The sequence below is a fragment of the Moraxella sp. I5G genome, assembly GCF_055193055.1.
The window spans coordinates 146,122-160,610 of record NZ_JBUXLH010000002.1 but is presented as its reverse complement, the minus strand read 5'-3'; the positions used below and the strand labels follow the sequence as shown (position 1 = coordinate 160,610).

Sequence of the window (14,489 nt, the reverse complement as noted above, 5' to 3'; positions counted from 1 at the left end):
CAATTGGTCTTGGATTGATAAGCCTTGCTTTTAGTCCATAGATTGCAACTTTATTATTTCCAGCATAGGATTTTGTCATGTCATATATGGCTGTTTTTTCAGGCAACGCCAATCCCCAGCTTGCCCAAACCGTTGCCAATCATCTTCACATTCCTTTAAGTAAAGCTGTTATTCAGCGTTTTTCTGATGGTGAAATTGCTGTTGAAGTCAAAGAAAATGTTCGCGGAAAAGACGTATTTATCATACAGCCGACCTGTGCGCCGACCAATGATAATGTGATGGAAGTGGTGCTGCTTGCTGATGCACTTCGCCGTTCTAGCGCAGGACGCATCACTGCGGTGATTCCTTATTTTGGTTATGCTCGTCAAGACCGCCGCAGCCGTTCTGCTCGCGTGCCAATCTCTGCTCGCGTGGTAGCTGACATGCTGTCCATCGGCGGAATTGACCGAGTAACCGTGGTGGATTTACACGCCGACCAAATCCAAGGCTTTTTTGATGTACCTGTAGATAATTTATATGGTACGCCTGTTTTATTGAATGACTTAAGACAACAACATTACGAAAATTTGATGGTAGTTTCACCTGATGTTGGCGGTGTGGTGCGTGCTCGTGCTATGGCAAAATCACTAGGGGATGCAGACCTTGCGATTATTGATAAACGCCGCGCTAAAGCCAACGAATCAGAGGTAATGCATATTATTGGCGATGTCAAAGATAGAGATTGTGTGATTGTTGATGATATTGTAGATACCGCAGGCACATTGTGTAAAGCCGCCAAAGCCTTAAAAGATAAAGGCGCACGCCGTGTTGTTGGTTATATCACCCACCCTGTATTATCGGGTAATGCCATCTCAACCATTAGTGATTCAGCCCTTGATGAAATTGTGGTAACCGATACCATTCCTTTAACAGAAAAAGCAAAAAATTGCCCAAAAATTCGCCAAGTTTCCATTGCTCCAATGATTGCTGAAAGCTTGCGTCGTATCAATAATGAAGAATCCATCAGTGCTATGTTTGATTACGACGTTTAATTGCAAAAATTTTTAAACAAATGTTTTAAATCAGCACCAAAAAACAAAACCCACATCATGTGGGTTTTGTATTATTTTAGAATGATTAGCCAAGCATCTTTTTCATCAGTTCATTTACTGCTGATGGGTTGGCTTTGCCTTTACTGGCTTTCATAACCTGACCGACTAGCCCATTAAAGGCTTTTTCTTTACCAGATTTATATTCTTCCACCATTTTTGGGTTATTATCAAGCACTTCTTTAATGATGGTCTCAATTGCACCAGTATCTGTTTCTTGTTTTAGACCGTGTTCAGCAATGATTTGGTCGGCTGTTTTATCATTATTTTCCCACATCAAATGAAAAACTTGTTTGGCGATTTTGCCGCTGATGGTATTGTCGTTAATGCGATTAATAAGACCTGCAAGGCGTTCGGCACTAATAGGGGATTTATTGATGGTTAAATCGGCTTTATTTAAGGCCCCAGATAGTTCGCCCATCACCCAGTTTGCACCAACTTTTGCATTATTTTTACCAATTAAATCAATTACTTGTAAAAAATAATCTGATAACTCACGCCCGCCATTGAGTACATTGGCATCGTAAGTAGAAAGACCAAATTCGCTGACAAAACGCGCTTTGCGAGAGCTGGGAAGTTCTGGCATATCTGCCTTAACGTTTGCCAAGGTTTCATCTGAAATCATGACAGGAAGTAGGTCGGGGCAGGGAAAATAACGGTAATCGTTGGCTTCTTCTTTGGTGCGCATAGCGCGAGTTTCATCTTTTTCTGGGTCATACAAACGAGTAGCTTGGATGATTTTTCCACCATCTTCAAGCACGTCAATTTGTCGCTCAATTTCTGATTTGATTGCACGCTCAATAAAGCGAAACGAATTTAGGTTTTTTAATTCACAACGAGTGCCAAATGGTGTATTTGGTTTATGTACAGAAACGTTAATATCAGCACGAAACGACCCTTCAGCCATGACCGCATCACTAATACCAAGCCAAGTAACCAATTCATGAATGGTCTTGACGTAAGCGACCGCTTCAGCGACCGAACGTATATCTGGTTCAGAGACAATCTCAATTAAAGGCGTGCCTGCGCGGTTTAAATCTACGCCTGTCATTTGGGGTACAGCGTCATGAACGGATTTGCCTGCGTCTTCTTCTAAATGGGCACGGGTAATGCCAATTCTTTTGGTGTATTCGTTTTTTTCGCCAGCATTGACCAAAATATCAATATAACCTTCACCAACAATTGGGTTTGCCATTTGGGTGGTTTGGTAGCCCTTTGGTAAATCTGGATAAAAATAGTTTTTGCGGTCAAAGGTGTTATAAAGCCCAAGTTTAGCATTGACACCCAAGCCAAACTTTAACGCACGTTCAATCACGCCTTCATTCAGAACGGGCAATGCTCCTGGAAATCCCAAATCCACGATGGTGGCTTGAGTATTGGCTTCGGCTCCAAAATCGGTTGGTGTATTTGAGAAAATTTTGCTTTGGGTGTTGAGTTGGCAGTGGATTTCAATACCAATAATTACTTCATAACCATCAATTAATGGGGCTTGTTGGGTCATAATTTCTTCCTAAAATTTAAGTTTTTAAAAAAACTAAACTTATGCAATCATAAAATTCTTTACTGTTTATCAATGCGCAACTACGCATCGCGATTGTTATCAAGTTTTCTATAAAGCTGGCATGCTAAGATGATAATCACTGTTTGCTTGAAATATATGGGCAGTTTTTAAAAGTTCACTTTCTGCCCAGTGATTGCCAATCAGTTGCAATCCAACTGGCAAGCCATTTGCCATACCTACAGGATGTGATAACGCTGGCAGCCCTGCTAGGTTGACACCAATGGTATAAACATCACCTAAATAAATACTAGCAGGGTCTAAGTCTTCACCTAATTTATAAGCAGTAGTTGGAGCGGTAGGGCTTGCTATGATATCGCATTTTGAGAAAGCCTGTTTAAAATCATTTAAGATAATGCGACGCACTTTTTGGGCTTTGGTGTAATAAGCGTCAAAGTAGCCTGCTGAAAGCGCATAAGTTCCCATGATGATACGGCGTTTGACTTCTTCGCCAAAACCTTCAGAGCGGCTTCGGGTGTATAAATCTTGCAAATCTGTTGGGTTTTCACAGCGGTAACCAAATCGCACACCATCATATCTGGATAAATTAGATGACGCTTCGGCGGGGGCTAATAGATAGTAAGTTGCTAAAGTAATTGCAGGGTCGGTAATATCTACTTCCACAATACTTGCTCCAAGCTCTTCATAAGTGGCAAGAGCTTTACGGATTTGATTTTCTACTTCAGCATTTAAACCTTGTCCAAAGTAGGCTTTAGCAATGCCAATGCGCAAACCTTTTAACGGTTGATTGTCGGTTGGAGCCGCTTTAATTTCTTTAACAAAATCAGGAACTTCAATTTTAATACTGGTAGCATCTTTGGGGTCATAGCCTGACATAGCATGAAGTAAGTAGGCACAGTCTAATGCAGACTTACCAAACGAACCAGCTTGGTCAAGACTGGATGCGTAGGCAATCACACCATAACGAGACACTCGTCCATAAGTGGGCTTAATACCTGTAACCCCACAAAAACTAGCGGGCTGACGGATTGAGCCGCCTGTATCTGAACCAGTTGCTACAGGCACAAACCCTGCCGAAACTGCTGCTGCACTGCCACCTGATGACCCACCTGGCACACGTTGTAAATCCCAAGGGTTGTGTACTGCGCCATAGTAGGATTTTTCGTTATCTGAACCCATGGCAAATTCATCCATGTTGAGTTTACCAAGGTTGATAAAACCAGCATTGGCAATATTTTCTACCAAGGTAGCATCGTAGGGTGATTTAAAATTGTATAAAATCTTTGAACCTGCGGTCGTTAGTACGCCTTTTGTACACATATTGTCTTTGTGTGCTACAGGAACACCAAGCAAAGGGCGGTTATCACCATTGGCTCGTAAACTATCAGCAAGTTTGGCGTTTTCTTGTGCAATATCAGCAGTTAATGTAATAAAGCTGTTAATATTTTTGTCATGACTTTGAATGCGCTCAAGTAAACAGTTGGTCAGCTCAAGACTAGAAAATTCTTTTTTGGCAAGACCTAAAACAATTTCATCAACAGATAGAGTATGTAAATTTGACATAATAAGACACTTAAATAAAATAATATTGTAAATACAATGACGAAATCAAACCGTCCATTCGCCGTTAATAATAGCAATTAGATAATAACTGCTTTAATAATCTTTAAAAACCAGTCGCAACAGTCGCCAAGCCATATAATCGCATTTTTGCGAACCGCTATCAAGAAAAATCCACAGTGCCCCAATACGCTTTAGCGCTATCATCAAAATGATTACTAAGTTTTTGAGTGTGTTTTATGTGAATGGTTGGGTTTTTTAATGTATCAGCATGCACCCAAGTATCTAGATAATTTGCTAAAGAAGTTACTAAATAATCACCAGAACCGTCTTTTTGTCCCCAAGTAAAGCGAATTTTGGATTCTACCAAATATCTATTAAAATCTTTTTGGTTAAATACTTTGTTGGTATCTGAAAAACGGCGAACGTACTGGTTGGAGGTGGTGTAAGCATACATCATAAAACCCACCCTTTGGGTTGGGTGAATATGAACGTTTAGTTTGCTGTACTGTTTACTGGCTAAAATACGATAGATTTTTTGAGCCTGATGAAGCGGTTGTTTGTCATTTTGGGTTTGGTGTGTCAATGGTTTAATAAGCATATTAAAATCAGCACAAGCAAGATGACAGCCCATTACCATACCTAATAATAAAACCTTCAGACAAGATAACCAATTCATGACCAATAACTTATTTTATTATTCAATCACCTGCGGAACTAAATACAAGCCATCTTGTACACTTGGAGCTATGGCTTGATAAGCATCTCGGTCAATTTGAGCATCAGCAACATCAGGGCGTAACGGCTGACAGCTTTCGTGAATGTTGGCAAGTGGTGCAACATTGTCCGTATCTATCGAAGACAATACGCTCATCATGGTTAAAATTTTTTGTAAATCGCTTGCGTAGTTTTGTGCGGTATCCATATCAATACAAAGACGAGATAAACGAGCGCATGTCAAAATATCATCAGTGGTTAAAGTTGTCATAAATAATCCTAAAGATTTAAAATAAGGGATTAATTTGGCAATTTTACCATATTTACATTTACCATTTTTACAAAATTTTATTTAAATAATTTGTAAAACAAACTCACTGAAAATAAACGTTTAGTGAATATTTGTAATTTGCGGATTTTATAAAATTTGTAACATTGAGTAAAAAATCAATGTTTTATCTGACCAAATTCTATCTTTTGACAAATTTTATTGCAAATTGATGATTTTTTTAGTAAATCATTATGATTTTTTTGGTCTAAATCAGGTATAATTTAGCACCATTTCTTAACCTTTTTAGAATTTGTATAATTTTTGGGCAATTTTATTGTTTTAATTATCGCAAATTTGTTGTTTTAGTAAAAAAATTTGGAAATAAACCATGAACTTACTCGGATTTTTATCCACAAATATCGCGATTGACTTAGGTACTGCCAATACTTTAATTTTTTCCCCAGGTAAGGGCGTGGTACTTGATGAACCAACGGTCGTTGCATTGCGAGCAAATCGCACCCAAAACCCAACAGTTGCCGCTGTTGGCGTTGATGCTAAACAAATGTTGGGGCGTACCCCTGATAATATTACTGCAATTCGCCCCTTAAAAGATGGGGTGATTGCTGATTTTGAAGTTACCCAAAAAATGCTGAAGCATTTTATGTACAAGGTTAAAGCCAAACGCTTTTTGGCTGACCCTAATGTTGTGGTTTGTGTACCTTGTAAATCCACTTTGGTTGAGCGCCGTGCTATTGAGGAAGCGGTACGTTCAGCAGGTGCAAACAGCGTGCATCTACTAGAAGAGCCAATGGCGGCAGCAATTGGGGCAGGACTTCCTGTGCATGATGCTAGTGGTTCCATGGTGGTGGATATTGGTGGTGGTACAACAGAAATTGCCGTAATTGCTTTATCAGGTTGTGTATATTCAGATTCTATTCGTGTGGGTGGCGATTTGTTTGATGAATCCATCATCAATTATGTAAGAAAAGCCCACGGCTGCATTATTGGCGAAACCACTGCTGAGCGTATTAAAGTGGAAGTGGGTACAGCAGTTTATGAAGATAAAGATAATTTGGAAGTAGAAGTACGCGGACGTAGCATGGCAGAAGGTGTGCCCAAGACATTTACAGTGACTTCACGTGAAATTCAAGAAGCGTTAGCTGAGCCTTTAGCATCTATCGTAACAGGTGTAAAAGAAGCGCTTGAACAAACCCCACCTGAATTGTCATCAGATATTGCTGAACGCGGAATTGTGTTAACTGGTGGTGGAGCGCTGCTGCGCAATTTGGATAAATTGCTATCACGTGAAACTGGATTGCCTGTTTTTGTTGCTGAAGACCCTTTAACTTGTGTAAGCCGTGGTGGTGGTAAAGCATTAGACTTTATTCATGATAAGTCATTGAATCTTATCTTTGTTTAGTAATAAAAACAGCATTTGCTGTTTTTATTGATGATTATTTGATTTTATACTGATAAAGGTTTGGCAATGTTGCCGAGTATTTTTTCCCAAAAACCATTATATATCCGTATGACACTTGGATTTTTGGTGTTGGCATTGGTTTTGATGTTGTTAGACAGCCAAAATTCACATTGGTTTGCTCCTTTTCGCAGTGCCAGTCATGCGTCAATGCAACCAATTTACCAAGTGTCTGTTATTCCATCTTATATGATGGAATACGCTCAGAGTACTGCATATTCAAAAGAAGCCTTGCGTCGTGAAAATATTCGTTTACAAACTGAATTATTACAAGCGCGTGCTAGGCTGCAAGTGCAAGATACCTTAATTGCACAAAATGCTCGATTAAATGGTGTTTTAAATACAACGTTATCCAACACCCATCATTTAATGCTTGCCAAAGTCATTGGCACTGATAGCAATCCTTTAAAACAGGTGGTTATTTTAAATAAAGGTAAAAAAGACGGTGTGGAAATTGGTCAAACGGTAATTGATGAAAATGGTATTTTAGGACAGATTATCAATTCTTATGATGACACCAGTCGTCTGCTATTGATAACTGACGAGCAGCAATCCGTGGCGGTGGTGGTGGCACGTACTGGTCAAAAAGCCATGGTTTCTGGTGGCGGCATGCCAGACAGTTTAAGTTTGGATTATATTTTTAAAACTGCTGATGTCAAAGTTGGCGATGAACTGATTTCATCGGGACTTGGTGGACGTATGCCAGCAGGTTATAAGGTGGGTAAGGTCGCTGCAATTGACACCACTCACACTGATAATTTTGCTGATATTCGTGTTACGCCAGCAGCTAATTTTTTGCGCAGCGATTTTGTGCTTATTCTTCAACCTAAAGATGACACTAAAAATCAGTCAGCTGCTCACACCCAGCGTGCTAACGCATCATGAATTCAAGTTCTAAGACCATTTTGATTGTAGGTATGGTAGCCAGTTTTGTAGTGGCTTCCATGCTCAATGTTTATCCACTAAAATACACTTTTGGCATTCGCCCCATGTTTTTGGTGATGGTACTGGCTTTTTGGGTTATGTATCGTTCAAGCATGATGTCGGTTTGGGCGGTGTTTTTGGTGGGATTAAGTTGCGATTTGTTATTAGGAACACATTTGGGGCATCAGGCGTTTTGTGCGGTTGCAATGGCATTTGCGCTGCGATTTATGCTGTTATACACTAAGGAATTAACATTAATCCAAGCATGGGTTCTTGCGGCAATTGGGCTTGGGATTTATCAAACTTTATTGTGGATATTACAAGCATTTTCCCATCATGTATTTACTTGGATAGGTTTTGGGTCTTTGATGAGCAGTATTACACTATTTCCTTTGTTTTGGTTTCCTTTATATTGGATTAATGGTCAGCACAAAGATAGAGCTTATTGATAAATGTTACTTAATAAAGATTATCAAATGGAAACTATCTAATGAAACTTGTTTTAGCCTCCACATCGCCAAGACGCATTGATTTATTAACTCAAGCAGGTGTTTGCTTTGATACACTGAGTGCAGAAATTGATGAACAGTTAAATCCAAATGAAACCCCTCAAACATATAGCCAGCGCATGGTTTTATCAAAAGCTCAAAAGGCCTGTACATTACTGAACCATGAATTGACAATGTTAATAACGGCCGATACCATTGCGATTGCACCAACAGGTGAGATTTTAGGTAAGCCTAAAAATCAAGCCGATGCTTTTTTGATGTGGGATAAACTATCAGGAAAAACCCATACAATTTTAACCGCTGTTTGTGCTAGTGTAGTCAAAAATCGGCAAATTATTGCTCAAAAAATCATTAAATCACAAACAGAAGTTACATTTATCACCTTAACGGATGCTCAAAAGCAGTGGTATTGGCAAACAGGTGAGCCAAAGGATAAAGCAGGGGCTTATGCCATTCAGGGAATTGGCGGAGCTTGGGTGGAAAAAATTAATGGTAGTTACACAGCAGTTGTAGGCTTACCACTCGCGCAAACTTTGGCATTAATCAATCAAATGACAAAAGATTATGTCTAGACAAATCTTAATTAGTCAAATCTTAACCCAGACCCGTATGGTGTATTTAAACAATCAGACGGTTGAAAAATTATCATTGCAATATGCTGATGATATTCATTTGGGTGATATCTACCTTGGTGTCATCTCTCGAATTTTGCCTGATTTGCAAGCCATTTTTGTGGATATTGGTTTAGCGAAAATGGCCTTTTTAGAAATAGCTGAATCGACCGATTTGCAGAGATTTTATACAGGTCAGCGAATTTTAGTTCAAGTGCAAAAAGATGCAATATCTAGTAAAAGCATTAAGGTAACGATGCTATTATCATTGACAGGACGTTATTTTTTATATCTACCAAATAATGAAGGTCAGTCTAAAGAACTTATCATAAGATTTTCACATAAAATCACCAAAAAATCGATTAAAAATAATCTAAAACAAAAAATATTGTCATTAAGTAATTTGTCAATAAAAGGCACATTAATTATTCGTACCCAGGCACAAGATGCTAACCAAAAAGATTTAATCAATGAGCTGATTTATTTAAGTGAAATCTGGCAATCCATTTTGCAAAAAAAACCTCAATATAAAAAACCTGCTTTATTATACCAGCAGATACCTATTTTTTTACAAGAGATTCACGAAGTTGAATCAGATGCTAATATTTTTATTGATGACCAGCTAATATATAATCAAGTAATTGATTTTGCCAATAAATTTTTTTATAATTTTGTACCAAATATTCACTACTATCCACATAAAAACTTATTTGAACAATTTGGTGTGGAAAAATATTTTAATCATATTTTAAATCATCGTGTAGATCTACCATCAGGTGGTTTTTTAATGATTGAACAGACCGAAGCAATGACAGTAATTGATGTAAATTCGGGTTCAAAAACCAAAGATATTTTGAATATTTATCAAAAAATTAATATAGAAGCAATTTATACAATTTTTTATGAACTACTTTTAAGAAAAATTGGCGGTATTATTGTCATCGATTTTATTAATATGAAATCAAATAACCATAAAAAAGAGGTTTTGAATTTATTAGAATATAAAGCGACAACAGATAAAATAAATACACAAATCACCTATGTTGAAAAAGCAGACATTGCTATTTTATTGCGCCAAAGACAGCAAGACACATTAAATAATTATTTAAACCAAACTTGCCCTACTTGTCAGGGTAGCGGCAAAGTTAAGAGTGCTAAAACCATTGCTTTTGAAATTATTCAAAAAATATTAGAAAAACCAATGCATGATCAAAATTATCAACAAATAAATATTGATGCTTCTTTAGCTGTGATTCAATATTTGCAAGAAAGTCGGTTGTTAAGCCAGCTTAATCTACAAAGTAAATTATCACCAACGCTACAGGCTAGGGCAGATTATTTGCCTGAACAATACACCTTAAAGTTTTTATAACTTTCAGCTAAAAATTTAGATAAAATAACTTGTTTTTTATCAAAAAACATGTATAATGTCAGCACTTTTAGTTTAGCGTTGTATTTATCCTTTGATATATTTGCCTTCCAAATTAGGTAAATATTAACAACGCCACAGCCGAAGCATCGTTTTTGGCACTTCAAAATCTAAATTTCCTGTTACTAATGAAAGTTAGATTAATAGGAAAGTTTTATTTTGTCTAAAAAAATGCTTTGAAAAAATTGATTAAATAATGACTGAAATCATATTAAGATGGAAGTTAAAATACTTATTAGGAGCTTGTTGGCATGGCTAACCAGAGAATCCGTATCCGACTAAAATCTTTCGACCATCGTCTGATTGATCAGTCGGCACAAGAGATTGTCGATACTGCAAAGCGTACAGGCGCACAAGTTTGTGGACCTGTTCCCTTGCCGACTCGTATTGAGCGGTTCAACGTATTGACATCACCACACGTCAATAAAGACGCTCGTGACCAGTATGAAATTCGCACCCATAAACGCATGATTGACATCGTGCAACCTACTGATAAAACAGTAGATGCTTTGATGAAATTAGATTTGGCAGCTGGTGTTGATGTTCAAATCGCCTTAGGCTAATGAACGCTGGTTTAATATAAACGATTAACAAGTTAAGAGGTCTAAAATGGCGATTGGTTTAGTCGGTAAAAAATGCGGCATGACCCGAATCTTTACTGAAGCAGGTGCATCTATTCCTGTAACAGTAGTTGAGGTTACAGCTAACCGCATTTCACAAATCAAAACAGTAGATACCGATGGTTATAACGCAATCCAAGTAACCACAGGTGAGCGTCGTGAAAGCCGTGTAACTGCTGCACAAAAAGGACACTTTGCTAAAGCTGGTGTTGCCGCTGGTAGAGGTGTTTGGGAATTTCGTGCTGATGAAGCTGACCTAGAAGGTCGTGAAGTTGGTGCAGAAATTTTGGCAGATTTATTTACTGTAGGTCAGTTGGTTGATGTGACTGGTCAAAGCAAAGGTAAAGGTTTCCAAGGTGGTGTGAAGCGTCACAATTTCCGTACTCAAGATGCTTCTCATGGTAACTCAGTATCACACCGTGTTCTTGGTTCAACAGGTCAAAACCAAACACCAGGTAAAGTATTTAAAGGCAAAAAGATGCCAGGTCAAATGGGTAACAAACGTGTTACTGTTCAGGGGCTTGAAATCGTGTCTGTGGATACTGAACGAGGTTTACTAGTCATCAAAGGTGCACTTCCAGGTGCCAACGGTGGCGATGTAATCGTACGTCCGTCAGTCAAAGCCTAGTAAAGGGGATTAACGTGAATTTAAAAACTGTTACAGGTACGGCGGTTGAACTTTCAGAAGTGACCTTTGGTCGTGTGTTCAATGAAGCCTTAGTACACCAAGTGGTAACTGCTTACCTAGCTGGTGCACGCCAAGGTACTCGTGCCCAAAAAACACGTGGTGAAGTTTCTGGCGGTGGCAAAAAGCCATGGCGTCAAAAAGGTACTGGTCGCGCTCGCGCTGGCTCTATTCGTGGACCAATTTGGGTCGGTGGTGGTCGTGCTTTTGCAGCTAAGCCACAAGATTGGTCGCAAAAAGTAAACCGTAAAATGTATCGTGGCGCAATGCAGTGCATTTTGGCTGAATTAGTTCGTCAAGACCGTTTGGTATTAGTTGATAATATCAGTGTTTCTGCGCCTAAAACCAAAGAATTGATTGCAAAATTAGCTGAATTAAATGCTCCACGTGCATTGATTGTTACTCATGAAGTTGATGAAAACTTATATTTGTCAGCACGTAACATTCCACATGTGAATGTGTTAGGTGCTCGCGAAGTTGACCCAGTGAGCTTGGTTTCTTTTGATAAAGTCATCATGACAGTAGAAGCAGCCAAACAATTTGAGGAGGCACTTGCATGAGCAACGCAAGACTATATCAAGTACTAAAAGCCCCTGTTTTTTCTGAAAAATCTCAACGTTTAGGGGATACCCTTGGCGTGCAAGTTTTCAAAGTAGATAGCAGTGCCACCAAACGTGAAATTAAAAAAGCTGTTGAGTTGATGTTTGAAGGTGTTGAAGTTGTAAAAGTAAACACATTAAATATTAAAGGCAAAACAAAACGTTTTGGTCGTGTAGTTGGACGTCGTAGTGACGTTAAAAAAGCGTATGTTACTTTAAAAACAGGTACAGACGTACAAACCGGTGCTGGTGAAGAAGTCACTAGTGAAACAGCGAATAACGAATAAGGATAACAAAAATGCCTATCGTAAAAGCAAAACCTACATCACCAGGTCGCCGCTTTGTTGAGAAAGTTGTGCATCCACACCTATATAAAGGTCGTCCATATGCACCACTTGTTGAATCAAAAGCAAAAACTGGTGGTCGTAACAATAATGGCCGTATTACCACTCGTCATATTGGTGGTGGACACAAGCAGCATTATCGTTTAGTTGATTTTAAACGTAATAAAGACAATATTCCAGCAGTAGTTGAGCGTATTGAATACGATCCAAACCGTACAGCGCATATCGCGTTATTGAAATATGCAGATGGTGAGCGTCGTTATATCATTGCACCAAAAAAATTAGCTGTTGGTGACCAAGTTCAATCAGGTGAGAACTCTCCAATTCGTCCAGGTAACTGTTTGCCCCTAAAAAATATCCCAGTGGGTACCGTTATTCATAACATTGAACTAAAAATTGGCAAAGGTGCTCAGATTGCACGTTCTGCTGGTGCTGCAGTTCAATTACTTGGCCGTGATGGTGTTTATGTGATTGTTCGTCTGCGTTCAGGTGAAACTCGCCGCGTTCATTCAAATTGCCGTGCGGTAATTGGTGAAGTATCAAATACTGAAAACAATCTAAAATCACTAGGTAAAGCTGGTGCAGCACGCTGGCGTGGTGTTCGTCCTACTGTTCGTGGTACAGCAATGAACCCAATTGATCACCCACATGGTGGTGGTGAGGGACGTAACTTTGGTAAACATCCTACCAGTCCTTGGGGTCAGAAAGCTAAGGGTCTGAAGACTCGTTCTAATAAGCGTACTGACAGTATGATTATCCGTCGCCGTCGCGCCAAGAAATAAGGAATAATTCATGCCTCGTTCATTGAAAAAAGGTCCGTTCATTGATGCGCATTTGTGGGCTAAGGTTGAAAATGCTCTTGAAACCAATAGTCGCAAACCAATTAAAACTTGGTCTCGTCGCTCAATGATTTTGCCACAAATGGTAGGGCTAACCATCTCTGTCCATAATGGTCGTACTCACGTGCCTGTGATAGTTAGCGAACAAATGGTTGGTCATAAACTAGGTGAATTCGCTCCGACTCGCAGTTATCGCGGTCATGGCGTTGATAAGAAATCTAAGAGATAAGGTACTACCATGGAAGTAACTGCAAAATTACGTGGTGCCGCTATTTCGGCACAAAAAGTAAGATTGGTTGCGGACGAAGTTCGTGGTAAGCCAATCGAGCGCGCTTTAGATATTTTGACGTTTAGCAATAAAAAAGGTGCTAAATTAGTTAAGAAATGCCTACAGTCTGCTATTGCAAATGCAGAACATAACAATGGTTTAGACATTGATAAGCTACGTGTTTCTACCATCTATGTAGATGAAGGTATCACATTGAAGCGTATTATGCCCCGTGCCAAGGGTCGTGCTGACCGAATCAGCAAGCGCACTTGTCATATCACTGTTAAGGTAGGGGAATAATTATGGGTCAAAAAGTACATCCAATTGGCATCCGTTTGGGCGTAATTAAAAAGCATAATGCTAACTGGTATGCCAATCCAAAGCAGTATAAAGACTACTTACTAAATGATTTTAAAGTGCGTGATTTTTTGCGCAATAAATTAAAAGAAGCTATGGTAAGTAATATCAGTATTGAGCGTCCAACAGGTGCTGCTAAAATCACTATCCATAGTGCCCGTCCCGGCGTGATTATTGGTAAGCAAGGTGCCGACATCGAAGCCTTGCAAAAAGAGTTAACCAAATTGATGGGCGTTCCTGCTCAGGTTAATATTCAAGAAATTACCCAACCTGATTTAGATGCTCGCTTGGTTGCTGTTGGTATCGCAAGCCAGCTTGAGCGCCGTGTTATGTTCCGTCGCGCTATGAAGCGTGCAGTTCAAAACAGTATGCGTGCTGGCGCTCAAGGCATTAAAGTTGAATTATCAGGTCGTTTGGGTGGTGCTGAAATTGCTCGCACAGAATGGTATCGTGAAGGTCGTGTGCCATTGCATACCTTGCGTGCCGATATTGATTATTCAGAAGTTCGTGCAGAAACCACATATGGTACTATTGGTGTTAAAGTTTGGATTTTCCGTGGTGAAATTCTAGATGGCATGAATAGTGTTTATAATCCGGTAACCGAAGATAAGACTCGTGCACCTAAGCGTCGTGGTCGCAATAACGGTCGCCGTAATTCAGACAGAGGTTAAG

The 14,489-nt window shown here is 39.2% G+C and carries 18 protein-coding genes; 14 read left to right on the top strand and 4 right to left on the bottom strand.

The window, feature by feature from the left end; genetic code table 11:
• Positions 1-77 precede the first annotated feature (77 nt).
• A complete protein-coding gene (locus tag ACZBKJ_RS01895) occupies positions 78-1,031 on the top strand; it encodes a ribose-phosphate pyrophosphokinase (protein WP_463199226.1) in 954 nt (317 codons plus the stop codon).
• 85 nt (positions 1,032-1,116) lie between these two features.
• Here ACZBKJ_RS01895 and gatB read toward each other — a convergent pair whose 3' ends face one another.
• The 4 genes from gatB to gatC form a co-directional block, all read right to left on the bottom strand.
• Positions 1,117-2,589 carry an Asp-tRNA(Asn)/Glu-tRNA(Gln) amidotransferase subunit GatB gene (gene gatB / locus ACZBKJ_RS01890; RefSeq protein ID WP_463199225.1) on the bottom strand — a complete coding sequence of 491 codons (1,473 nt, stop codon included), beginning with the start codon at positions 2,587-2,589 and terminating at the stop codon, positions 1,117-1,119.
• A 108-nt stretch (positions 2,590-2,697) separates the two neighbouring features.
• Entirely contained in the window at positions 2,698-4,170 is a 1,473-nt protein-coding gene (gene gatA, locus ACZBKJ_RS01885) for an Asp-tRNA(Asn)/Glu-tRNA(Gln) amidotransferase subunit GatA (RefSeq protein ID WP_463199224.1), read from the bottom strand.
• A gap of 160 nt (positions 4,171-4,330) precedes the next feature.
• A complete protein-coding gene (locus ACZBKJ_RS01880) occupies positions 4,331-4,846 on the bottom strand; it encodes a hypothetical protein (protein ID WP_463199223.1) in 516 nt (171 codons plus the stop codon).
• Positions 4,847-4,864: 18 nt separating this feature from the next.
• Positions 4,865-5,155 (bottom strand): Asp-tRNA(Asn)/Glu-tRNA(Gln) amidotransferase subunit GatC, encoded by a 291-nt coding sequence (gene gatC, locus ACZBKJ_RS01875; protein ID WP_463199222.1) that lies wholly within the window; start codon positions 5,153-5,155, stop codon positions 4,865-4,867.
• Between the two features lie 388 nt (positions 5,156-5,543).
• Here gatC and ACZBKJ_RS01870 point away from each other — a divergent pair, with 388 nt between their 5' ends.
• The 13 genes from ACZBKJ_RS01870 to rpsC all read left to right on the top strand — a co-directional run bounded on the left by ACZBKJ_RS01870 (position 5,544) and on the right by rpsC (position 14,488).
• Positions 5,544-6,575, top strand: a complete 1,032-nt coding sequence (locus ACZBKJ_RS01870; protein WP_463199221.1) for a rod shape-determining protein — start codon at positions 5,544-5,546, stop codon at positions 6,573-6,575.
• Positions 6,576-6,641: 66 nt separating this feature from the next.
• The gene (gene mreC, locus ACZBKJ_RS01865; protein WP_463199220.1) at positions 6,642-7,517 is read left to right on the top strand and encodes a rod shape-determining protein MreC; all 876 of its coding nucleotides are present in this window, start codon (positions 6,642-6,644) and stop codon (positions 7,515-7,517) included.
• Positions 7,514-8,005 (top strand): rod shape-determining protein MreD, encoded by a 492-nt coding sequence (gene mreD / locus ACZBKJ_RS01860; protein ID WP_463199219.1) that lies wholly within the window; start codon positions 7,514-7,516, stop codon positions 8,003-8,005. The genes mreC and mreD overlap by 4 nt, the downstream gene beginning before the upstream one ends.
• 41 nt (positions 8,006-8,046) lie before the next feature.
• Positions 8,047-8,637, top strand: a complete 591-nt coding sequence (locus tag ACZBKJ_RS01855) for a Maf family protein (protein WP_463199218.1) — start codon at positions 8,047-8,049, stop codon at positions 8,635-8,637.
• Complete coding sequence (locus tag ACZBKJ_RS01850; RefSeq protein WP_463199217.1) at positions 8,630-10,048, top strand: ribonuclease E/G; 1,419 nt, start codon at positions 8,630-8,632, stop codon at positions 10,046-10,048. The genes ACZBKJ_RS01855 and ACZBKJ_RS01850 overlap by 8 nt, the downstream gene beginning before the upstream one ends.
• Before the next feature lie 308 nt (positions 10,049-10,356).
• A complete protein-coding gene (rpsJ, locus tag ACZBKJ_RS01845; protein ID WP_003656991.1) occupies positions 10,357-10,668 on the top strand; it encodes a 30S ribosomal protein S10 in 312 nt (103 codons plus the stop codon).
• A 46-nt stretch (positions 10,669-10,714) separates the two neighbouring features.
• Complete coding sequence (gene rplC, locus ACZBKJ_RS01840; RefSeq protein WP_463199216.1) at positions 10,715-11,353, top strand: 50S ribosomal protein L3; 639 nt, start codon at positions 10,715-10,717, stop codon at positions 11,351-11,353.
• Between the two features lie 14 nt (positions 11,354-11,367).
• Entirely contained in the window at positions 11,368-11,970 is a 603-nt protein-coding gene (rplD, locus tag ACZBKJ_RS01835; RefSeq protein ID WP_463199215.1) for a 50S ribosomal protein L4, read from the top strand.
• Positions 11,967-12,296 carry a 50S ribosomal protein L23 gene (gene rplW, locus ACZBKJ_RS01830; protein WP_463199214.1) on the top strand — a complete coding sequence of 110 codons (330 nt, stop codon included), beginning with the start codon at positions 11,967-11,969 and terminating at the stop codon, positions 12,294-12,296. The genes rplD and rplW overlap by 4 nt, the downstream gene beginning before the upstream one ends.
• Before the next feature lie 11 nt (positions 12,297-12,307).
• On the top strand, positions 12,308-13,135 hold the full coding sequence (rplB, locus tag ACZBKJ_RS01825; protein WP_463199213.1) for a 50S ribosomal protein L2: 828 nt from the start codon (positions 12,308-12,310) through the stop codon (positions 13,133-13,135).
• A 10-nt stretch (positions 13,136-13,145) separates the two neighbouring features.
• Positions 13,146-13,421: a 30S ribosomal protein S19 gene (gene rpsS / locus ACZBKJ_RS01820; RefSeq protein WP_463199212.1), complete on the top strand. Its 276-nt coding sequence runs from the start codon at positions 13,146-13,148 to the stop codon at positions 13,419-13,421.
• Positions 13,422-13,430: 9 nt separating this feature from the next.
• Positions 13,431-13,760: a 50S ribosomal protein L22 gene (rplV, locus tag ACZBKJ_RS01815; protein WP_463199211.1), complete on the top strand. Its 330-nt coding sequence runs from the start codon at positions 13,431-13,433 to the stop codon at positions 13,758-13,760.
• 2 nt (positions 13,761-13,762) lie between these two features.
• The gene (gene rpsC / locus ACZBKJ_RS01810) at positions 13,763-14,488 is read left to right on the top strand and encodes a 30S ribosomal protein S3 (RefSeq protein WP_463199210.1); all 726 of its coding nucleotides are present in this window, start codon (positions 13,763-13,765) and stop codon (positions 14,486-14,488) included.
• The last annotated feature ends 1 nt before the right edge of the window (position 14,489 follow it).